Annotated in this window: 19 protein-coding genes; 11 read left to right on the forward strand and 8 right to left on the reverse strand. The window is 42.9% G+C overall.

The genetic code is table 11. The features are described 5' to 3' along the window. Positions 1 to 145 precede the first annotated feature (145 nt). The 3 genes from R7P69_RS07425 to R7P69_RS07435 form a co-directional block, all read right to left on the reverse strand. Complete coding sequence (locus R7P69_RS07425; RefSeq protein ID WP_238952671.1) at positions 146 to 1,894, reverse strand: formate--tetrahydrofolate ligase; 1,749 nt, start codon at positions 1,892 to 1,894, stop codon at positions 146 to 148. Between the two features lie 236 nt (positions 1,895 to 2,130). Then, a complete protein-coding gene (locus tag R7P69_RS07430) occupies positions 2,131 to 3,435 on the reverse strand; it encodes an inosine/guanosine kinase (RefSeq protein ID WP_005376376.1) in 1,305 nt (434 codons plus the stop codon). A 233-nt stretch (positions 3,436 to 3,668) separates the two neighbouring features. Continuing rightward, the gene (locus R7P69_RS07435) at positions 3,669 to 4,139 is read right to left on the reverse strand and encodes a CreA family protein (protein ID WP_005397614.1); all 471 of its coding nucleotides are present in this window, start codon (positions 4,137 to 4,139) and stop codon (positions 3,669 to 3,671) included. Positions 4,140 to 4,284: 145 nt separating this feature from the next. On the opposite strand from R7P69_RS07435, the gene R7P69_RS07440 reads away from it, so the two are divergent. Both R7P69_RS07440 and R7P69_RS07445 read left to right on the forward strand, forming a co-directional pair. Continuing rightward, positions 4,285 to 4,794: a hypothetical protein gene (locus tag R7P69_RS07440; protein ID WP_005376378.1), complete on the forward strand. Its 510-nt coding sequence runs from the start codon at positions 4,285 to 4,287 to the stop codon at positions 4,792 to 4,794. Between the two features lie 194 nt (positions 4,795 to 4,988). After that, positions 4,989 to 5,657, forward strand: coding sequence for an HAD-IA family hydrolase (locus R7P69_RS07445; RefSeq protein WP_047103569.1), 669 nt, complete (start codon positions 4,989 to 4,991; stop codon positions 5,655 to 5,657). Between the two features lie 430 nt (positions 5,658 to 6,087). Here R7P69_RS07445 and R7P69_RS07450 read toward each other — a convergent pair whose 3' ends face one another. Continuing rightward, on the reverse strand, positions 6,088 to 7,518 hold the full coding sequence (locus R7P69_RS07450; RefSeq protein ID WP_238952670.1) for a methyl-accepting chemotaxis protein: 1,431 nt from the start codon (positions 7,516 to 7,518) through the stop codon (positions 6,088 to 6,090). A 314-nt stretch (positions 7,519 to 7,832) separates the two neighbouring features. On the opposite strand from R7P69_RS07450, the gene R7P69_RS07455 reads away from it, so the two are divergent. From R7P69_RS07455 to R7P69_RS07465, 3 genes are all read left to right on the forward strand, one after another. Next, complete coding sequence (locus R7P69_RS07455; RefSeq protein WP_005376381.1) at positions 7,833 to 8,006, forward strand: hypothetical protein; 174 nt, start codon at positions 7,833 to 7,835, stop codon at positions 8,004 to 8,006. Between the two features lie 81 nt (positions 8,007 to 8,087). After that, the gene (locus R7P69_RS07460) at positions 8,088 to 8,690 is read left to right on the forward strand and encodes an ACP phosphodiesterase (protein WP_085569047.1); all 603 of its coding nucleotides are present in this window, start codon (positions 8,088 to 8,090) and stop codon (positions 8,688 to 8,690) included. A 67-nt stretch (positions 8,691 to 8,757) separates the two neighbouring features. Further along, positions 8,758 to 10,017 (forward strand): DEAD/DEAH box helicase, encoded by a 1,260-nt coding sequence (locus R7P69_RS07465; protein WP_238952668.1) that lies wholly within the window; start codon positions 8,758 to 8,760, stop codon positions 10,015 to 10,017. 27 nt (positions 10,018 to 10,044) lie between these two features. Here the strand turns inward: R7P69_RS07465 and R7P69_RS07470 are convergent, their stop codons facing one another. Together R7P69_RS07470 and R7P69_RS07475 are read right to left on the reverse strand one after the other, a co-directional pair. Next, the gene (locus R7P69_RS07470; protein WP_213914860.1) at positions 10,045 to 10,833 is read right to left on the reverse strand and encodes an EAL domain-containing protein; all 789 of its coding nucleotides are present in this window, start codon (positions 10,831 to 10,833) and stop codon (positions 10,045 to 10,047) included. A gap of 187 nt (positions 10,834 to 11,020) precedes the next feature. After that, positions 11,021 to 11,653, reverse strand: a complete 633-nt coding sequence (locus R7P69_RS07475) for a hypothetical protein (RefSeq protein WP_238952667.1) — start codon at positions 11,651 to 11,653, stop codon at positions 11,021 to 11,023. A 183-nt stretch (positions 11,654 to 11,836) separates the two neighbouring features. Between R7P69_RS07475 and R7P69_RS07480 the strand changes: the two genes are divergently transcribed. The 3 genes from R7P69_RS07480 (at position 11,837) to R7P69_RS07490 (ending at position 13,359) form a co-directional block, all read left to right on the forward strand. Further along, positions 11,837 to 12,079 (forward strand): DUF2164 domain-containing protein, encoded by a 243-nt coding sequence (locus R7P69_RS07480; protein ID WP_042520836.1) that lies wholly within the window; start codon positions 11,837 to 11,839, stop codon positions 12,077 to 12,079. A 174-nt stretch (positions 12,080 to 12,253) separates the two neighbouring features. Continuing rightward, complete coding sequence (locus tag R7P69_RS07485; protein WP_005390157.1) at positions 12,254 to 12,793, forward strand: cytochrome b; 540 nt, start codon at positions 12,254 to 12,256, stop codon at positions 12,791 to 12,793. Continuing rightward, positions 12,790 to 13,359, forward strand: a complete 570-nt coding sequence (locus R7P69_RS07490; protein ID WP_017634178.1) for a YceI family protein — start codon at positions 12,790 to 12,792, stop codon at positions 13,357 to 13,359. The genes R7P69_RS07485 and R7P69_RS07490 overlap by 4 nt, the downstream gene beginning before the upstream one ends. Before the next feature lie 137 nt (positions 13,360 to 13,496). On the opposite strand, the gene focA is transcribed toward R7P69_RS07490, so the two are convergent. Further along, positions 13,497 to 14,948 carry a formate transporter FocA gene (gene focA, locus R7P69_RS07495; RefSeq protein ID WP_238952666.1) on the reverse strand — a complete coding sequence of 484 codons (1,452 nt, stop codon included), beginning with the start codon at positions 14,946 to 14,948 and terminating at the stop codon, positions 13,497 to 13,499. A gap of 301 nt (positions 14,949 to 15,249) precedes the next feature. On the opposite strand from focA, the gene R7P69_RS07500 reads away from it, so the two are divergent. Further along, the gene (locus R7P69_RS07500) at positions 15,250 to 16,155 is read left to right on the forward strand and encodes a LysR substrate-binding domain-containing protein (RefSeq protein ID WP_005376369.1); all 906 of its coding nucleotides are present in this window, start codon (positions 15,250 to 15,252) and stop codon (positions 16,153 to 16,155) included. Positions 16,156 to 16,382: 227 nt separating this feature from the next. Beyond that, positions 16,383 to 16,865, forward strand: coding sequence for a DUF1097 domain-containing protein (locus R7P69_RS07505; RefSeq protein WP_238952665.1), 483 nt, complete (start codon positions 16,383 to 16,385; stop codon positions 16,863 to 16,865). A gap of 153 nt (positions 16,866 to 17,018) precedes the next feature. On the opposite strand, the gene R7P69_RS07510 is transcribed toward R7P69_RS07505, so the two are convergent. Further along, positions 17,019 to 18,653: an ATP-dependent endonuclease gene (locus R7P69_RS07510; protein WP_047103581.1), complete on the reverse strand. Its 1,635-nt coding sequence runs from the start codon at positions 18,651 to 18,653 to the stop codon at positions 17,019 to 17,021. A gap of 268 nt (positions 18,654 to 18,921) precedes the next feature. Between R7P69_RS07510 and R7P69_RS07515 the strand changes: the two genes are divergently transcribed. After that, on the forward strand, positions 18,922 to 20,664 hold the full coding sequence (locus tag R7P69_RS07515; RefSeq protein ID WP_005376363.1) for a bifunctional metallophosphatase/5'-nucleotidase: 1,743 nt from the start codon (positions 18,922 to 18,924) through the stop codon (positions 20,662 to 20,664). Positions 20,665 to 20,917: the final 253 nt, after the last annotated feature.

A 20,917-nucleotide genomic window follows, 5' to 3' on the forward strand; every position in this document is an offset into this window, starting at 1 on the left:
GGCAGGAGAGCTTTGTATCAACGATTCAAGAGTAGAAGGCCTGAGACAACTCTTTTCACAGTTGTTGAGAGTGAGTGGATAGGTAAGTAGACCACTCACTCAATGAATATGCTCACTTCACTGATAGCGATACGTTATCACTGCACTAAGAGAGACCGACGATATTTCCTTCATCATCAAGATCTAAGTTCATAAATGCGGGTTTATCAGGTAAGCCTGGCATCGTCATCACGGTACCAGATAATGCATAAACGAATCCTGCACCCGCACACAAGCGCAGCTCGCGGATTGGGACGGTAAAACCAGTTGGTGCCCCTTTGACTGCGGAGTCCGTGGTTATAGATAGTGGTGTCTTCGCGATGCAAACCGCTAAGTTGTTAAAGCCTAATTGCTCAAAATGTTTGAGCTGTTCAGTCGCGATAGGAGTCATTTCTATATTGGTTGCTCCATAGCCCGCTTCACATACTGCCATGAGCTTTTCGAGTAATGATTGCTCTTTGTTGTATAACGGACAAAACTCTACAGGCGTGGTACACGCATCAATAACATGTTGAGCTAGTTCCGTTGCGCCTTGTCCGCCTTGCGAAAAAGCGGTGCTGATGGCTACTTTAACTTCGGGATTAAATTGGTGAATCAGATCTTCAAGAGCTTTAAGCTCTTTCACACAATCTTGTGGAAACTGGTTAATGGCAACGACAGCAGGTAAACCGTATTTATGAACGTTATTTATGTGCCATTTTAAATTTTCAAACCCAGCCTCCAATGCTGCTTGGTCCGGATTAAAAATGGAATCTGGAATAGCCATACCTGGTCGTAAATCGTAGTGTCCGGAATTCGCTTTGAGGCCGCGTAATGTTGCTACGATCACTACACAGTCCGGGGCTTTGTTGGCGGCAGCAGCTTTAATGTTACACGCTTTCTCAAATCCCATATCCGAACCAAAACCGGCTTCAGTTACCGTGTAACCTGACAGTTTTAGCGCAATATCGTCCGCGATAATGGATGAATTTCCATGGGCGATGTTTGCAAATGGACCTGCATGGATCAACGTAGGAACACCTTCTAGAGTTTGCATCAGTGTTGGTGCAATCGCCTCTTTTAGTGTTACTGCCATTGCTCCTGCAACTTGTAGATCTTCCGTAGTGACGGGGTTTCCGTTCAAATCGTACGCTACGACAATTTTCCCAATACGTTGACGTAAATCTTTTAAATCTTTGGCTAGTGCAATGATAGCCATTAACTCAGAAGCGGCTGAAATATCGAACCCTTCGTCACGCTCGAAACCATTGATGGTTTTTCCTGCATCATTGAGGCCAATTTTGACTTTACGTAGTGCACGATCATTATGGTCCATCACTCGTTTCCAAGTAATACTTGCCGTGTCGATTTTAAGTGCTCTTAACCCGGTGCGTGATTCAAAGGCATCATAACCCTCGCGTTGCTCATGGAACAAGCGAGCGTCAAGAGCGGCTGAAGCAAGGTTGTGCGCCGCTGTCACTGCGTGAATGTCACCAGTAAGGTGTAAGTTTAACTCTTCCATTGGAGCTACTTGAGAATAACCGCCGCCCGCTGCGCCACCTTTAATACCGAAGACGGGTCCCATCGAAGGTTGCCTTATACATGCAATAACAGATTGATTAAGCTTTGCTAAACCTTGCGCCAGTCCTATCGTCGTAACGGTTTTTCCTTCGCCAAGAGGAGTCGGCGTGATCGCAGTGACGAGTACAAGTTTACCGTCATCATTTGCTTTGAGTCGTTCCAAACATTTTGCGTGGACTTTGGCTTTGTGCTTCCCGTGAGTGTCATACTCTTCGGGCAATAGTCCTACTTTTTCCGCGATAACATCAATAGAAAAAAGTGGTGTGTTTCGGCAAATTTCGATATCTGACTGCATGGAGAATCCCCAAAGTGGCACACGGGTAGCGTTGAAAAACTACCTGAGTTATAACGAGTATTATTGTGAGGCAAAGGTCTGCTTGGTGATGGTACTGTTTCGGTTAGGCTTGTAAAGAGTTTACTGCTTCGTATTGTGCGACATACTAACGAAATCTACTCGTTATAGTGCTAGATAAAAACAAAAAGGCCACCAAATGGTGACCTTGATATATTTTTAGCTTTAAAGCTGTCGTTTTAACGATCCCAATAAGTCTCTTCTAAGCTATCTTCTCGTTCAGGAAGCGCTCGCGATAGGCGAGGAGAGTGCTGCGTCAACACTTCATAGCTTACTCGGTTTGCGTATTTACAGATCTGAGAAAGCGAGGAGTAGGTTAAGCATCGTACTTCGTGCTTTTCTGAGTTAGGCACTTCTTTTTGGTGGAAAGAGTTTGCTGCCATGTCATGCAGTAAGGCTGAAAGGGCTGCATCACCTGCACCATTAGTGTTCTTAATCTCTAATGGTCCACCAAGGTAAGGGCCGATGTGAGAGTAGACCTTCATTGGGTTTTGACAGTCTTCTTTACGCATCGCACGACTAAACTCGTACTGGTTAAAGGCTTCGAGGGAGCTTTCAAGGATGTCGTGTGTGGTTTCTCGTTTTACTTTCTCGTCGGTGTAACCAGCCATGTACAGACCATTTGGTCCTGCCGTACACAGTACGAGATCAACCCATTCAAGTGCTTTATCAGCAGCAGCTAGCGGCTCTGTTTCACCTGTTAGCGCCGCACCTTCTTCTTCATTCATAGCGACAACAGAAATGTTTTCGCGAATGTATTCTTGCCACCACTGTGCGTTACCTTCGATAACGTACTTTGTCCCTAACGTAAGTACAACAGGGACATCGTGCTTCTTAGCAAAGTCGATCGCTCTTTGTACCGCTTTAGGCATTGGATCTTCTTCTTTACCACGCATTAGGTAAGAAGAAACAACCAGGGCTGATGCTTTCTCAAAGATCTCTTCAGGAATGCTTTCCGGAAGTAGTTGATTCATATGACCTTCGTTGATAGCAAATGTACGCTCACCGTCTTGAGAAATTAGGGTGTAGCAGCGACCAATAGGGCCATCTACCGTTTGTAAATGGTTAAGGTTCATGCGTGAAGACGTACGGCAAAGGTAGCGGTAAGCAAAAGAACCGACTTGAATGTTCTTAGACATCACACCGAGCAAAACGGATTTGCTATCGGCTAAAACTGAGTAGTTGTGAAGAGTATTGCCAATCGTGTCACCTGGGTATTGGTGTGTGATCAGGCCTTGCTCAACCAGTTCTTCGTAAAGTGCATCTGCTTTGCTTTCTTCAAGAACGAGCGAATGTCCTTTACTCAGGTTGTATTTCTCTAAAAACGCGTCATCTACACGTGCTTCGATATCTACAATGGTTTGACCGACACCAACAATAGTTGGGCGATATAGCTTAGGTGCCTGTCGGATTTGGTTTACTAATGGATCTCGAGCGTGAGTTGGGAAGTAGTGTTTAGATTTACGCTGACCAGGAAACTTCATGCTTGTTCTTGAGTGAGAAAAAAAAGAGGCGGGATTGTATCACAAAAAAATGAAAATCGTGGCGATTTATTACAAAGAAGTCTGCTCGCTGAAAAAATCAGCGAGCTGAGTAAATAGCAACCAAAGCAGCTGCAATTTATGACGCTTGTCGTATTGCAATGGGTTGTTTTTTAAACTTGTTGCTCAGCAGCGCCCGGAAAGAGCCTGCTCCGCGCTAACTAAATTTACCCGCGTTACTTTTTCACTTCAGTTGGCTCAACGTAAGCCTTGGTACCCCAAAGTGGGACTGTCGAAAGGCTATGCTTAAAACTACCATCGGTCTCTTTTGTTGTATAAGACAAGTAGAGTAAGGTTTGGTTATCGGCATCATAAATACGGCGAACCTTCATTGTTTTGAAGAAAATGCTTTTTGACTTCTTAAATACAATTTCACCGGACTTACTCTTATCTATTTTTGCAATCATTTCCGGTGTGATTTCGCCAGTCTGACGACATGATATTGAGCTATCACTTGGATCTGCTAAGCTGAAATCCGCTTCGATAGAGGCGATGTGACATGTGACACCTGTTACCACCTCGTCTTTCAACTCACCGACTTTGATGTCTTTCAAAGTAAACCAACCGAGCCCCACGTCAGCAACATCGTTATCTGAACAACCAACTAGAGTAGTAGCAAGCAATGCACTTAACAGCATCTTTTTCATTATTTTTGTCCTTAACTAGGAAAGATATTGATGAAATCTATCAGAGGTTTGCACCTAAAACAAAATTTAGCCACGGAAAGGTCTATGTGCGCTAGGTTTGTTGCGGGCTTCATGCTAATGTACTGCTCTAAACGAAGGTATCAAGATGAATGAACAACAGTTAGCCAGTATCGAGCGTAAAAATACATGGCTGTATGATCTGGTCGAAGTTGAATTTCCGACACCAGAGAGTTTGAAAGGGCGCGATGTCTATTTCAAAACGCTAGAAAAAGCAACGTATCAAGTAGTCGACAAAGACACACTACTGGAAAGTGACTCTGAATTTAACCCCGACGATATTTTTCTGGTCGATTTTCATCGACTGACCATTATGTTCTCTATCTTGCAATCTCAGCGCTGGGAACAGCAGTATGATAAAGATATGATCATTGAATATCTGACACAGATTATCCTCACGCCAGATTTTGAATTATATGTTGGTTTTAAATCTGGAGTCCCAATTGGTGCTGCTATTGTTAGCCATCTCGAAGGAAATACACTCATCTCTGATGTTGCTGTTTCTGAATCAAAATACAAAAGCTCGTTTGTGGCTGATCTGGCTAAAAGACTAAGCACCGAGCAAAAACTGTTAGACTCAGTGGTTATCGAAAACTAACTTACACATCAATGTGCATAAAAAGTAAAGCAAGATGACGTTGGGTGATCTTGCTTAGAAAAACTGTAATTGCTCCCTTCTATTTCCATGAAATGCCAAGCTCGTCGTTTCAACAATCCCAAACTCAAATAAGATTAATCCAAACATTCTTAAAATCGCTTGGGCTTGAGCCTTTAAGACGTCTGGAGATGGCTATGGCAATTACCAATATTAAGTGCGTGATATTTGACTGTGATGGTACGTTGGTCGACAGCGAAAGACTGTGTTGCCAAGCGCTCGTCAATGTATTTAACCAGCATGGGGCTGAGTTAACAATGGAAGAGTGCGTTTCTCACTTTAAAGGAGGAAAGCTCGCTGACATCCTTTTAGATACTAAAGAATTGAAAGATATCAAAGTTCCAATTGATGTTTTAGAGCCGCAATACCGAGAAGAAGTCCAGTCTCTTTTTGTGCGTCACTTACAGCCAATGGATGGCGCAAAACGACTAATTCAGTTTTTGGATTCGCATAATATAGAATATTGTGTGGCGTCTAATGGACCTAAAGATAAAATTGAATACGCTTTGGAGTTAACCGGTTTACTCGATGCTTTCCGAGGCAAAGTGTTCTCGGCATTCGATGCGAATAGTTGGAAACCTGAGCCCGATTTAATCATGTACAGTGCTATGAGCATGGGCTTTTTACCAAGTGATTGTCTTTATATTGATGACACGCCTAAAGGAGTCGAGGCGGGACTAAACGCCGGTATCAAAACGGTGCAGTTATTTAATGGTGAAGCTATCAATCGTGTTGATGACGAGCGTGTAATTCGCATCCATCATTTAGATGAATTAAAAGAGCAGCTGTGTGGCTGCTCTGTTTGACCTATTAATGGCAAACCGGACTCAAGCTGTGGATGTGCTTAAGTTTAGACTGTAGGTAAGGCGTTTGATGTAGACATTGGATAGACGAGAAGTTTTTTGTATGAAATCCGCAAGCAGCGCATGTGAATTTCTCGCCATCCGATGAAATGAGATATTCATCTCCTTGGCAGAGTGGGCAGTTCAGGTTCTCTATGTCTTTTGTGTCTTTGTAATTATTCATATTGTTTTCCAGCAGCAAATTGGAATTGGCAAGATCAAGCATAGCGGAACGCTTTGTTTAAGAACATTATTTCATCCGGTACAGCGAGAACTTGAGATTCACTTCAAATATCCACTTGGATGTCTTAGAAAATATCGAAGGTAATAGTTGAACACGGTTTAAAGAAAAGGGCTCCTTAAGGAGCCCTTGTTGATCATAAGTTCCACAATGTTATGCGGTGCGGTAGCGTTGTAATATCTCACCAAGAGAAACAGAGGCTTGCGTGAGATTAGCGACGCCAGCGGTAGATTGCTCCGCCACTTCTCTGATTGTGCTTGATTGACTACGAATTTCTGAAAGTTCCGATGCAATATCGTTAGCCACTGCGCTTTGTTCTTCAGCAGATGTGGAAATCTGAATGCTCATGTCCATTAATGAGCGTGCTGACTCGGCAATAGAGGTAACATCATGGCCGATTTCATCAATAAGCTGGCTGCTGGTTTGAGCTTGCTGAACGGTTCGGTTGGTGATTGAAGCAATGTTCTGGCTCTCAATTTGAAGCTTCTCAATCATGGCTTGGATCTCTACTGTTGCCTGTTGAGTTCTGCTTGCTAATGTACGTACTTCATCGGCAACCACTGCAAATCCACGACCTTGTTCACCAGCACGGGCTGCTTCGATTGCTGCGTTTAGTGCCAACAGATTAGTTTGTTCTGAAATGGCGTTAATCGTTGTGATCACGTCATTAATCTGCGTCGTATTCTCGTTTAAATTGGTTACTGACGTAGAGGCTTGTTCAATATAGCTAGATAACGTCTCTATCTCGCCAATCACGTTTTGTACACGGCTTCTGCTTAGTTCGATCTTCTGGGCATCTTGGTCTGACTGCGTCGTTGCTTGTTGAGAAATACTTGATACCTCCTTTGCAGAGGCTGTCATTTCTTCCATTGCTGTCGCGACTGAATCAAGCGTTTGATATTGATGAGATATCTGGTTTTCACTCAACTGCATATCTTTTTCGAATGCAGAAGATGTCTCGCTCAACATCGTTGCATTATTTTTAACACTATTAACCAGTTCACTTAAGGTATCCATAGACTTGTCTAGCGCACAGCCGATGGTACCGAATTCATCTCGACCTGGATGGAAACCAAGACGAGAGGTTAAGTCACCGTCACCAATTTTTTCGGTTGTTGTATATAAAACCCACAGAGCTCCTCCGATAAACGTTGCCACCCAGTAAGAGAATAGGGCAAAAGGAATAACCCATAAGAAGCTGAGTAATAGTGACGATAGAGCTGATGATTTTACCGATTCGTATTGTGTGGACACATTTTGAGTCAGCTTAATCACTTCTCCAGAATGCAACTTGGCATAAGCGGTCACAGACCCATCGACAAAAGAACTCTCGCTTACGCGGTTCGATTTCGATACGCCGTCAATTTCTGTAGCGCGGTTTGATTGAGCATCAACGATACCAGAAAGCTTCGCTTCGCTCGCCGAGATGGCTTGCTGCTCAAATTGTTGTATTTCATTGAAGTAGCGGCTTCCAGCCACTGAAGTGAGGGCTACTAAAAATAGTAGGAATATAACCCACATTTTGTCGTTGATAGACATCTTGATAAACAGCCTGTCTATCGTTCTAAACTCAACTTCTCTCATTTAAAGCTCCATTAGAGATAAAAGATATTGACCAAATCTATTGCTATATCGAAACAAAATATGCGAAGTTAATCAGCAAAATATGTAACGAATACTAAATTTAGTTTAAGAAATGAGATCTAAGGACGCCTATAACAGTATGTTATATCTTTAAATTGACATGAATGTTGATAAAAGAGTCATTTCTCTAAAGTGTTAAGCGGATATGAAATCTAATTGCAATCGTTTACTTTTGATTATGCTCATAGGTTTTTAAATCTTTACTTCTCGCTGTCATGAATGTGTCATATAAAGACTATAAAAAGGAGTTGCTGATGTGGATATGGCAAGAGTCAGGCCGTCAGCAAGTAAAAGCAAGAGAGCTTAAAATAAAGGAGGTCACAATGAGCGACCAATACCAAAACGATGAGAGCCTAGAGCTGCTAGATGCGCTTGAAATTGGCATTATCTTGTCGGAATACGTTGGCTCAGACAACGAAGCCGAATAGCGGAACACTCTCATCTCGTCGTAATTGACGTTATACTAGGTTCATGTCACACCAAGCCCTAGAGGCCAAAACTGGCGTCGAATGAACTTTCTAGCCCACCTGCATATCGCAGATCACAGTAACAGCCATTTATTGGGAAACTTGCTTGGAGACTTCGTAAAAGGAGATCCAAGCAAGCTGTATGATCGCGATATCTCAAATGGCATCAGATTACATAGATTTGTTGACCGTATTACTGACCATCATCCAATCGTCAACGAATGTAAGCCTCATTTCACTGGTATTGCGAGACGTTTTGCACCTATCGCTTTGGATATGTTTTGGGATCATTGCCTCGCAAAACACTGGAACGACTTTCATTCCGTGCCTCTCGAACACTTCGTCCAAACGGCATACGAGCGAGTAAACCGAGAGGTTCATGAACATTTGCCGCCACGTTTTTTGGTGCTCCACAGCAGAATGTGGCATGGCCGATGGCTTCAATCCTATCAAGATCTAGACAATATAGAATTTGCACTACATCGGATGTCGCAAAGAAGCCCTAGAATGGCAGACTTAACCACAACATTTAAAGTGATTGAAAGTGATTACACCGAATTAGAAGAGAAGTTCTCGTCACTTTATCGAGATGTTTTGCGCCAGTCGTATGATTTTCAGCAACAGCTTAATGACTCAACTCAATGAGATAGAAAAGTAGTATGGCTTTAGGGGCTCTGGTAAACTCTGCGCTCCAAAAATAATGAGGTTACACATGTCTGTTAATTTTGCTGATTTAGGCATCGAACAAAAGCTAATCGAGACGCTAGGCAATCTAAATATCGTGACGCCAACACCAGTGCAAGAAAAGTCAATTCCACACGTCCTTGCAGGAAAAAACTTACTTGCTGCTGCACAAACTGGTACGGGAAAAACGGCTGCGTTTGGTTTACCTATCATACAAACCGTTCAGCAAAAGAAACTTAACGGCACACCTCAAGCATTGATTTTGGTTCCAACACGCGAGCTTGCACAGCAGGTATTTGATAATTTGAATCAGTACTCGGCAGAAACAGAACTTCGCATTGTGTGTGTTTATGGTGGTACAAGCATTGGCGTACAAAAGAGAAAGTTAGAAGAGGGCGCTGATATTTTGATTGCCACGCCAGGCCGCCTTTTGGATCACCTGTTTAATGGTAACGTAAACATCTCTAAAACCGGTATGCTCGTGTTAGACGAAGCCGACCGTATGTTAGATATGGGATTTTGGCCTGACTTGCAGCGCATCTTCCGACGTTTGCCTGCTGAGAAACAGATCCTATTGTTCTCTGCGACATTTGAGAAGCGAATCAAAACTATTGCGTATAAACTCATGGAATCGCCAGTTGAAGTCGAAGTTTCACCAGCAAATACGACTGCTGAAACGGTAACACAAATGGTTTATCCAGCGGATAAAAAACGGAAACGTGAATTGCTAGCGTACTTAATTGGCTCGCGGAATTGGCAGCAAGTGCTTGTATTTACAAAAACGAAGCAAGGCAGTGATGAGTTAGCGAAAGAGCTCAAGTTAGATGGCATCAAAGCGGTTTCTATCAACGGCGATAAATCACAAGGTGCCCGCCAAAGAGCTTTGGATGAATTTAAACAAGGTAAGGTACGTGCTTTGATTGCAACCGATGTGGCAGCACGAGGGTTAGACATTCAAGAGCTAGAACAAGTCGTGAACTTTGATATGCCATTCAAAGCAGAAGATTATGTCCATCGAATTGGCCGCACTGGAAGAGCAGGAAAGTCAGGTTTGGCGGTTTCTCTGATGAGTAGAGATGAGGAGTACTTGTTGCAAGCTATCGAGAACCTGCTTGATCAACGCTTACCCCAAGAATGGCTGGCAGGTTTCGAACCAAGTCTTGTAGAAGAAGTTGAGCCTGAACAAAATGGGGGTGGGCGTCGTCGTAGTCGTTCATCTGAGAAGCGTAAGCTAAAAGCAAAATTGGCGATTCATAAAAATCGTGGTAAATCACGTAGCTCTCGCTAAACCGCGCAAACTTTTGTTCTTACATAGTCAGGCTGTTTTTGCCTCTTCATAGACGTCTAACGTTTGGGGGATAGCAAGTAGGTACCCTTGATACATATCGAAACCGAGCTTTTTCATTAAGCGAAGTTGATGCTCGGTTTCAATTCCTTCGATAACGGTTTTAGAGCATAACGCTTTTGCGAGTGATAATGCATCGTTAAGCGCTTTAAAATCACCGTTTTCATACCTTAGCAATAAAGAGCGATCCATCTTGATTATATCTGGGCAAACGCTTCTCACTCGCTCAGTTGTCGATGCATTGACGCCATAATCGTCGATCGCCAATTTAAACCCGCCTTGGCTTAATTCACGAGCTGCTTGCGACAAAGAGAGTTCATCCTCCACCTTCAATTCAAGTAACTCCATGACGATTTGTTCATTCATCAAATGCGATTCATAAATGGTTTGTTTTAGCAGTCGGTTATACGTGATGTCTTTGACTAGTATCTCTGCCGCTACCGGTAATACATTGAGAAACAATTGTTTTGTGTGAAAGCGAGACTGAGAGAAATTTTTGATATGGATTAGGCGACTTAAGCGTTCAACATTGAGCAAATCTTGAGTGGGAGTCGCTTTGGATTGGAAAAACTGATCTGGCCTAACCATGTTGCCATTGGCATTGCTAATTCTTACCAGTGCTTCAAGGCCAACGATGGAAATATCGTTCTTATATATGGGTTGAAAGACACTGCGGAGAGTGAAGTTCGCGTATTTCGCAATATACTGCCCGTCGGCTTGTTTCCGGATGCAACTAAGTAGTTGCGAGATGCTCATCATTGTTACCACAACCTAAATCAATGTCTCAACATCAGCGTTATCGCGCTAATTTTTCTATTTCATTGGCAATGAATCTAAGTGTGCTCATTAACTCAAGCAAGAACGATGGTAATGGATGGGTAGGTTTGTCGAGTGACATCAAACAAATTGATGAAATAATTGATAATCTCAGCACTTCAATTTGATGCTACCATTGCAGTACGGCATACAACTGCAAATATTTTCTGACTAACTGCTGTTTGTTCGAACGCCGTAAAGGATGCCCAAACTTAATGTAACAAGGGCTAATACCGAATCGAGTGTCCAACGATTGTGTGAGTTGCGACTCGCTGGTGTACAGTGTGATTCCTTGTTCTGTGTATTCGTTGATCTGATCGGGTAGTTCACCCATCCACCAATGAAGCAATTCTCGGCTCGTTTTGCTGCGACTTATCCAATGATCGCAAACCAAAAAGAGTAGGTCATTAGGCTGTAAGGCATAGCCATATTCACTCTGCCATTCCGTAATTGATGAGAGTAAGTTTTCCCGGCAAGATTTTCCGGCACTGACCATATGGTGACTCAGAACCCAGACAGTGCCAATGTCGGATGAAATTCGATAGTGATGGGGAAGGTCTGGAGAATCCAACATTTCGATTGGCTTTATCACGCAGTTGTATCCAAAGTGACAAAAAGTATGTTCCATCCTTCTTGAAAACGCGAGACCAAGATGATGCTCACTCATGCCTTGGTTATGCACCGCAGGGTAATGCTTTTCACACAGCTTAAGACAGTCGTCTTGAAAATCATTAACACTTTGAATAACTAGGTCGAGTAGCAAAGAATATCCCTTAATAATTAAAAAACGAACTGCAAAAGGTTAGCATAGTCTTTTGAGAATAGACTAATTTACTTCGGCAACTTCTTGATCTAAACACCAAATTTCTCACAAATGACCGTGTCTAATCTTTAATAGAGCAACACGAAAGAAGCAGAAGTTGAACAAAAATTTGAAAGGGAAAAAATGATAAAGCTAGAACGCGCACAAAAAGAGGCGTTGGCCACCGCCATTCAAGATTACATGCAAGACGAGCTAGATGTTGAAATTGGCCAGTTCGATAGTGAGTTTCTAATTGATTTTATTACAGAAAAACTAGGACCAATTTATTATAACAAGGGTGTTGAAGATGCTAAGTTACTGGTTGAACGCAGAATGTTAGAAGTTTCCGAAGAGCTGTATGAGATAGAACAAGAAATTAAGCTGTAAGTTTCAGTTTTACAAACGATTTAAAGTTCCTTCAAAAAATTCGAACAACTTGATAGATACGGCACCATTGGCTGGATGTAAATGATGGTAAATAATCTGTTTCATATGACGTAAATAGGTTAATGTAGTGTTTCTTGCTCAGCATTAACTTAGGAATATATCTAGGAACTTGAGATGGATACACTGGTAAAGAATTACAACCTTACTGCACGCGTGATGCATTGGTTATCAGCGCTGTGCATTATTGGTCTATTTGCAGTGGGTTTGTGGATGGTCGACCTTAGCTATTACAGCGAATGGTATCGAACTGCGCCGCATTACCATCGCTCTGTCGGTATTTTACTCGCTATTTTAACTTTGGCACGCATCGTATGGAAACATGTGACGGCGTCACCAAAGGTAGAAGGCAAACGTTACGAAGTGCTTGCTGCTAAAGCAGCGCATGGTGTCATGTACCTACTATTGGTCACCATCTTTGTTTCAGGTTACCTCATTTCAACGTCTGATGGACGCGGCATCGAAGTGTTTAATTGGTTCACCGTGCCAGGAGCGGGAGAGTTATTCCCAGGCCAATCAGATATTGCAGGTGAGATTCACTTCTATGCAGCTTGGGCAGTCATCCTGATTGCAGGTTTACATGCTATTGCTGCACTAAAACACCACTTTATCGATAAAGACAACACATTAAGAAAAATGTTAGGAGCTTCAAAATGAAAAAGTCACTTTTCGCTACAGGATTAGCTATCGCTATGGCACTGCCATTTGGTGCGCAAGCTGCAGATTATGTCATCGATACCAAAGGTGCTCACGCTTCAATCAACTTTAAAGTTAGCCACTTGGGTTACAGTTTCATCAAAGGTCGTTTCAATACATTTTCTGGTGACTTTTCTTTTGATGAAAACAACATTGCTGACTCAAAAGTAAATGTTGTTGTTGATACAACCAGCCTAGATTCAAACCATGCTGAACGTGACAAACACATTCGTAGTGGTGACTTCATCGATGCTGGTAAATACAGTGAAGCAACCTTTACGAGCACAAAAGTGGTTGATAAAGGCAATGGCAAACTAGATGTAACTGGTGATCTAACGCTACACGGTGTTACTAAGCCTATTACTATTGAGGCTGAATTCGTTGGTGCTGGCAGTGACCCATGGGGAGGCGAGCGCGCTGGCTTTGTTGGCAACACTCGCCTAGAGCTTGCTGACTTTGACATCCCAGTAATGGGTGCTTCAAGCTACGTCGATATGGAACTTCATATCGAAGGTATTAAGAAGTAATTAGTTCCTTTTAGATACACTAAAAGCGCTCTTCACTTGAAGAGCGCTTTTTTATTATCTTAATCACATCACTAACATCGATAAACCAGTCAGTGATAGCGATTGAAAGCCAATAGACGTTGTAAATGTTTAGCGAATTACGCTGTTTCTAACTCACTTTTTTCCACTAGGTTTAAACGCTCACCAAAAATCGGGCGTAGTGCTTTTAATACTTCAGTACGAGTAACCACCCCGACCATCTGCCCATTTTCAAGCACAGGAAGCACTTGTGGCTTACTTACTTTGATACTTTTAGCGCGTTCTTCGAGAGACAAAGACGTCAAGCGAGTGGCAACACCCATACTGCTTGCTGGGTACAACTGCTCTTTATCGATACATAGGAACTCCACAACATCAACGAGGCGATCATCAGCGTCAATTGCGACCACATCTCTGCTCATGATGTCGACAACTTTTTGTTCTTTCACCGGAATATAGTCTTCACACCATAGTTCTACAATTACATCGTGAGCAGAGAAAAAGCCAACTAGGCGATCATGTACATCGACCACAGCTGCGCTCGTTACGTGATTATCAAGTAACACATCCAGCGCGGCTGCAATTGGCGTTTCTGCACGAATGGTGATTGGTTTTGGGTTCATAATGTCTTTAACAAAAGAGGCATTTTTCATGGTGAAATCCTTAACTGACGACAGTGTTGTAGTTGTAGTGATAGAAGAAATATTCGCTGCTTTTAGTTCTGGTCGGCGAAAAATACACCAGTTTGAAAGGCCAACTAATACCGCTCCGCCGACAATGTTGCCAAGCGTGACAGGAATTAAGTTAGCGGTAATAAAGTGGCTAATGTTTAGGTCTGTGTATTGTGACGCGGGCACACCGACAGATGCCCAAAAAGATTCAGGTGCAAAATTCGCGATAACAATACCAAGTGGAACCATAAACATGTTCGCAACACAGTGCTCAAAACCGCTGCTGACAAACATTGCCACAGGCAAAATTGTCATTGCTGCTTTTGTCATTGCATTTGCAGAACTAAATGTCAGCCAAATCGCTAGGCAGACCAACAGGTTACAGAGAATACCGAGTGCAAACGCTTGAATGAGAGTGTGGTGAAGTTTGTGTTGTGCGATGTTAAGCGCATTTAATCCCCATTGACCGCCATCCATCTGATAAAGACCAGCAGCAGTAACCAGCGCAAGTAGGAACATCGCACCAATAAAGTTACCAACGTAAACTTTGCCCCAGATCGAAAGCATCTTACCGAACGAGATTTGCTTATTGGCCCAAGAAATACTGGATAGGACGGAGCTGGTAAATAATTCACCACCGCAGATCACTATGAGGATCAATCCCATGCTAAATGCGAGTCCACCAGCTAGGCGGCTCAAGCCCCAACCCGCGCCCGTACTGCCGGTGGTCACCGTGATGTAAAACAAGAATGCTAACCCGATGAACGCGCCGGCCATAATGGCGAGGCTTAATGTCATACTGCTGGTTTTGTTTGCCTTACTTAACGCAAATTTTTCCGCTTCAACCATCATCTCTTTTGGAGAAAAATACTGGTGATTTTGAGAACTGGTCACCGCCATATTGACTCCTTAATTTGTAATCGCATAAAAAATCCTTGGTTATTAACTCAAAAATGAAATTGTTGTTTTTATTAAGAGCCTCAATGACTTCGGTTTCAAAACCATTGAGGCTTGCGGTGTTCCCGAACCGCGTACTCAGAATAGGGAGAACGGTTAGTAAGGTAAAATTGATAATATTTAGAAACCTCATCAAATTAATTGATAACTTTACGGGGCCAGGTAAAATGAACTCTATTGCTTATTGGGGCATGCTTTAACAATTGTGGGGATTGGGAAATACCCACTAATAATGGAGGACACTTTGCGCTACTCACTTAAGCAATTAGCGGTTTTTGACGCAGTTGCAGATACCGGCAGTGTAAGCCAAGCCGCAGAAAAATTGGCTTTGACACAATCAGCGACGAGTATGTCGCTTGCGCAATTAGAGAAGATGCTTGGCAGGCCGTTGTTTGAGAGGCAAGGCAAGCAAATGGCGTTAACCCATTGGGGGATGTGGTTACGACCAAAAGCAAAACGCTTGCTACAAGATGCATTGCAGATTGAAATGGGCTTCTATGAGCAACATTTATTGAGTGGTGAGATTCGTATGGGAGCGAGTCAAACCCCAGCAGAGCACTTAGTTCCCGACCTTATCAGTATCATTGATAATGACTTTCCAGAAATGCGTATTTCTCTCGGTGTACAAAGTACGAAAGGAGTGATTGATGGGGTATTAGATTACAAGTATGACTTAGGGATTATTGAAGGGCGCTGTGATGATAACCGTTTACACCAAGAAGTATGGTGTCGTGATCATCTTACTGTTGTCGCAGCTTCTCATCATCCTTTTGCGCGTAATCAGTCTGTTAGCCTTGCGCAGTTAGAGCAAGCGAAGTGGGTACTAAGAGAGCATGGCTCTGGCACACGAAAAACATTTGATAGTTCTATTCACCACCTTATTGAAGATTTGGATGTGTGGCGCGAGTACGAACACGTTCCGGTGTTACGTAGTTTAGTTGCTAATGGCCAGTACCTTACTTGCTTACCGTATTTAGATGTAGAGCGATATATAGAAGCAGGTCACCTTGTGGCATTAAATGTACCTGAGTTAAAAATGGAAAGGACACTTTCATTTATATGGCGTTCAGATATGGCAGAAAACCCATTAGTCGACTGCATTAAAAGAGAGGGACTGCGAATGATGAAAGGGAAGCCTTCAGTTCTTTAAAGGTTGATTAAATATGCCTACGAGATGAGTTGGTTTATTCCCTAAATCTGTTGATTTATCGGTTGCGTCAAACTTTTAATGTAAATTGTGAAAATAATAATATCTTATTGTGATCAATATCACCGATAAGCTGAGCTGATGTATCTAACATGTGTCCTTGATTTCAATGTATGAAGGCAGTTATTGAACCATATAGGTACGATAATAGCCGAGTAGGTATGACTACCATGACGACACTTTTAGCTATTTCTATCACTACTGGAATTTTATCTGGCGTATGGGGTTGGATCGCCATCTCTTTAGGTTTGCTTTCTTGGGCTGGTTTTTTAGGTTGCACGAGCTACTTTGCAGCGCCAACGAGCGGATTGAAAGGACTAGGCATCAGCTTAATCACCAATATGACAGGCGTATTCTGGGCAATGGTAATTATTCACGGTTCCACTTACGTGGGGTTGGAAATTATTGGCTATGTGATTACCGCTATTGTGGCATTCTTCATGTGTATTCAAGCTAAACAGTCTTGGCTCGCGTACATCCCTGGTACTTTTATTGGTTCATGCGCAACATTTGCGGCTGACGGAAACTGGCAACTTGTCATTCCATCGTTGTTGCTAGGTGGTGTGTTTGGCTATCTAATGAAAGCGACAGGGCTATGGTTGCATACGAAATCAACCGCTACTTCTTCTTCGCTTGCTGAGCAAGCACAGTAGTGAACCCCCGATCTTATTGGTATCCACTGTGTATTGAGTTTTATCCCTCTCAATACCCTTAATCAAAATTAATGATATTTGATACAAGCACACCAAATTGGTGTGCTTTTTTTGTATTACAAGACAATACGCTAAGTGTAAAATACGCCTAACTCATGTATTGCCGTTGGCCATGGTAACAACGCGTTTAAGTGTCCAGCGCAGAAGAACAGGAATACACTCCATGCCTTTCTCTTCACAATGAGAAACAATAGCCAAAGCTAAGTCCGGTTTTGCATGTTTTTTCAAAACACGATTTACGACTTTTTTAGCAGGGATAGGGTGGTCATGAGGAACTTTGATTATGTCCTTAAAGAAAAGTTCAAACCCATTGTTGTACAGAAAGTGCTCGATGTCTCGGTCGGGTAATTCCGTAAGTCGATGCCTTTCCTGATCATGGTCGAGCTGTGCTCGTACTGCATGCGCGTACTTTTTCCCTGCTGGGTCGCCATCGGTAACGACATGCCAATCAATACCAAACTCTTTTGCTACTTTGATGAGTGATTTTAGACCTGATTGAGCAAACTCAACGATTTGAACCCCTTCGGCAGCCAAGTCATACCCGCATTGACGAGCCAGTTCATGAAAAAGCCAAACTTCGGTTTCGCCCTCAACAAGTAACCAGCACCGCGCAAATAATGCTCCTGAACGATGAAAACGAATATGGAAACCAATTCGGCGCAACTCATCTCGACCAAACTTTGTTGAGTTTAAACTCTTAGCGATGGTTCTGTCTGATAGCCGAATTAAACGTCGAATTGAATACAGTGGAACAGAACCGAGTAACGTGCCACTGTTGGTGGTTAATATCTTTTGCATTGGCAACAATTGCAATAAGGACCACGCTCTCGCTAGATGAGTTGGATGCAGTCGACCTTCTGGATCTTCAATGATCAGTATTGGTCTCGCACAGCGCCTTAAATCGGTGGGGCCTTTAGCTTGAAGATAGGCATTGAGTAACCCCATTAAGAGCAAGCGGCTTTGTTTGTCATTGGTTTCTTTCAAGAACTGACTCAAACCTTTATCAGAGGAAGGGCTTGTATAGAAAAGACCATCACGAGGTTTGCGTGGGTTACCTTTACTGACACTTCTGAATGCAAAATAGTGTTCAACAAGCGTTTGCATTGAGTCGAGGCTACTACGAATCTCACCTTTATTCACATGGCCAGGCATAGCCAATAAGCGTCGACAGGTGTTGTTGATTCGTTTTTCAATCCGAGCATTTTTACCATCGCCGTTGACATGGTTTAAATCTGGGAAGCGTCGGGAGTCGCGTAGTCGGATTACAGGGTGAAGTGTCATTAACTCAATAGCGAGTTTCTCTGAGTGGTGAAGTTTTTTGGGTTTGCCGTTATGATCCAAAAACGCGTACTCTGTATTAATGCCGTGCTCATCGCGAGACGCACTAATACGATAGTAAATGACTTGCTCACCATCTTCGTTGGTGCACCATGTAGGCTTTATGCGTCTGTAGCGTCCCGCTTTTACTTCGTTTTTATCCTGTGCTTTAAAACAAACAATGATCTGTAAGTGTTGTGTTTGTGGATGAGAAATTGAGTAGTCAACGTGAAAATCTTTCAGTTTGAATTGATACAATGAGCCATTGGCAGGTAATGCGATGGAAAGGGCATCGAGTAATGATGATTTGCCCCACGTGTTTTCACCGATAAGCGTGGTGAGTTCGTCAAAAGAGAGTGAAAGGCGTTTGATGCCTCTAAACCCGGAGATTTCGATGCGTTCTAGTCTCATCTCAATCCTCCTTGCAATTATTTGAATTATCGAGAGTTATTTTGCTACTCCTAAGCATATATGAATTCGAAATTTTTGAGTTAAGCTCAGTTCACAAAATTACGAGAGCCTCTTACTGAATAGAGACCGTTACAAGCGAGGCTTGCTTTCAAAGCCGGGGGACAGCATCGTGATCACTTAAACATGAAATCCTAAATCGCAGTTTCATAAAATTCATGATTCTGTCATGATTCACTTCTTATTATTATAAGGAATGAAAAAAGAGAAGATGAAGATGAATAACAATCATAAGCCAGTGAGAATCAAACTGGCACACATCAATGACACACATTCCTACTTTGAACCAACGTCATTACAGTTAAAGCTTAAGATAAACAATGAACTCACGCTAGAGCCCTATGTCAGTGCTGGCGGCTTTTCTCGTATCGCAACCCGAGTCGAGCAGTTAAGAGATGATGCTCAGCGCCAAGGTCATGGGATGTTGTTCCTCCATGCCGGAGATTGCTTCCAAGGTACGCTGTATTTCTCATTATTTAAAGGCAAAGCCAATGCCGACTTATTGAACGCATTAAAGATTGATGCAATGGCGTTAGGTAACCATGAATTAGATATGGGGAATGAGCCAGTTGCATTGTTTTGCCAACGTACTCAGTTCCCATTGCTTGCTGGCAACTGGGATTTATCCAATGAATCACTTAAAAAACCTCACCGTATCAGTGATTGCAAGGATGTATATAGTTACCAACCGGATACACAGAGCGCTCAATACATTGTTAAAGAATTCCATGGTGAGCGGGTCGCGATTTTCGGATTATCCATAGATAAAATGAGCGACATCGCAAACCCTGATGCAGACACGCCTTTTCACTCAGCAATTGAAACCGCCAAGGCGACCGTAAAACAAATCCATTCATCAGGTATAAAAAATATTATTCTTCTGAGCCACTTAGGTTATGAAGGTGATTTAGAGTTAGCTGAGCAAGTCGCAGGTATTGGTATAATTGTTGGTGGACACAGCCACCGGTTGCAAGGTGATTTTTCATCAATAGGGTTAGGACAAGACGATCCCTACGGTATCAAAATTAATGATACCTATGTGGTGCAAGCGGGTTTCCATGCTTTGACAATGGGGCACTGCGTCATTGAGTTTGATGAACACGGTAAAGCAACGATGTTGAGTGGACAAAATGAACTGTTGCTTGGTCGACGTATTTTTTGGGACTCGACGCTAAACCAACAGCTCGACCAAGGTGTATTCGAAACCGCGTGCGACTTCATCCATGGTCAACCGAATGTCGTGGTTTGTAAGAAACACCCGGAAACTCAAGCGATCCTGAGCGATAAATATATTCCTCAGGTCAGGCAGTTACAGTCACAAGTCATTGCTAGTGTTGACACCAAAAAGCGTCATGTGAGAATTCCCGATGAATTTGGTGAGAGTGAGTTGGCTTCCTCCGTTGCCCGATCATTTCTGCACTGTTTAAACAAACGTGGATATGACGTTCAATTTGCAATTCATAATGCGGGTGGCGTGCGAACCTCTTTGAACCCTGGCAACATTACAGTGGCAGACATTGCCGGACGGCTGTTGCCTTTTGCCGTTCCTATCGGCTTTTACGATGTAAAAGGCAGCGCTATTCGCCGTGCACTTGAAGGCGCGATAAATAATGCACTCAACAATGGCGTAGAAGGCACTGGATCTGGCAGTTATCCGTACACTTACAATTTAAACTTCGAGTACCACGCAGATGCCCCAAAAGGTGAAAGAGTTCAATCATTAGTGATTTTTGATGGCAAACAATGGGTTGGTGTTCAAGATGATGTTTGGTATCGAGGGACTTCTTCTGCCTATACGATGAAAGGGAAAGAGGGGTACGACGCATTGCAGGAGATGAAAGGAGAAGGACGTGTGACCAGTTTGTCCATGGCTGATTGTTTTATTGAACTCCTGACCGATGAGCCAAACTGTTTGAATCAAAGTCACAAACTTTACACAAAGCGACGTCGATAATAGATACTGGTATTGATTTTGCTGCTCTCCACTTACTACATGGGTTGATGAGGATGGCAGTATGTGGAATAAAGATTGGGCAGATACGGCAGTCGTGGTTGCCTGGATCGCAATTTGGTCAACACTGGTCTACTTTGTGCCTCTAAGCGGCTTTTGAATTGCTAAGAATGTGGATGTTACAAAAGGGAGCAGTAATGCTCCTTTTTTGTATCTATCTTCCCCGTTAGGGCTCTAACCAATGAAGAGTTTGTCT

It is taken from the genome of Vibrio sp. 661 (assembly GCF_033339315.1).
Lineage (GTDB): Bacteria > Pseudomonadota > Gammaproteobacteria > Enterobacterales > Vibrionaceae > Vibrio > Vibrio alginolyticus.

What these genes read in the sequence shown, in the direction of transcription:
- R7P69_RS07435 (WP_005397614.1), bottom strand. Translation starts at nt 4,139, where the DNA reads ATGAAAAAGATGCTGTTAAGTGCATTGCTTGCTACTACTCTAGTTGGT.
- R7P69_RS07445 (WP_047103569.1), top strand. Translation starts at nt 4,989, where the DNA reads ATGGCAATTACCAATATTAAGTGCGTGATATTTGACTGTGATGGTACG.
- R7P69_RS07440 (WP_005376378.1), top strand. Translation starts at nt 4,285, where the DNA reads ATGAATGAACAACAGTTAGCCAGTATCGAGCGTAAAAATACATGGCTG.
- R7P69_RS07485 (WP_005390157.1), top strand. Translation starts at nt 12,254, where the DNA reads ATGGATACACTGGTAAAGAATTACAACCTTACTGCACGCGTGATGCAT.
- R7P69_RS07430 (WP_005376376.1), bottom strand. Translation starts at nt 3,435, where the DNA reads ATGAAGTTTCCTGGTCAGCGTAAATCTAAACACTACTTCCCAACTCAC.
- R7P69_RS07450 (WP_238952670.1), bottom strand. Translation starts at nt 7,518, where the DNA reads ATGAGAGAAGTTGAGTTTAGAACGATAGACAGGCTGTTTATCAAGATG.
- R7P69_RS07505 (WP_238952665.1), top strand. Translation starts at nt 16,383, where the DNA reads ATGACGACACTTTTAGCTATTTCTATCACTACTGGAATTTTATCTGGC.
- R7P69_RS07465 (WP_238952668.1), top strand. Translation starts at nt 8,758, where the DNA reads ATGTCTGTTAATTTTGCTGATTTAGGCATCGAACAAAAGCTAATCGAG.
- R7P69_RS07470 (WP_213914860.1), bottom strand. Translation starts at nt 10,833, where the DNA reads ATGATGAGCATCTCGCAACTACTTAGTTGCATCCGGAAACAAGCCGAC.
- focA (WP_238952666.1), bottom strand. Translation starts at nt 14,948, where the DNA reads ATGGCGGTGACCAGTTCTCAAAATCACCAGTATTTTTCTCCAAAAGAG.
- R7P69_RS07490 (WP_017634178.1), top strand. Translation starts at nt 12,790, where the DNA reads ATGAAAAAGTCACTTTTCGCTACAGGATTAGCTATCGCTATGGCACTG.
- R7P69_RS07460 (WP_085569047.1), top strand. Translation starts at nt 8,088, where the DNA reads ATGAACTTTCTAGCCCACCTGCATATCGCAGATCACAGTAACAGCCAT.
- R7P69_RS07515 (WP_005376363.1), top strand. Translation starts at nt 18,922, where the DNA reads ATGAAGATGAATAACAATCATAAGCCAGTGAGAATCAAACTGGCACAC.
- R7P69_RS07425 (WP_238952671.1), bottom strand. Translation starts at nt 1,894, where the DNA reads ATGCAGTCAGATATCGAAATTTGCCGAAACACACCACTTTTTTCTATT.
- R7P69_RS07455 (WP_005376381.1), top strand. Translation starts at nt 7,833, where the DNA reads ATGTGGATATGGCAAGAGTCAGGCCGTCAGCAAGTAAAAGCAAGAGAG.
- R7P69_RS07480 (WP_042520836.1), top strand. Translation starts at nt 11,837, where the DNA reads ATGATAAAGCTAGAACGCGCACAAAAAGAGGCGTTGGCCACCGCCATT.
- R7P69_RS07510 (WP_047103581.1), bottom strand. Translation starts at nt 18,653, where the DNA reads ATGAGACTAGAACGCATCGAAATCTCCGGGTTTAGAGGCATCAAACGC.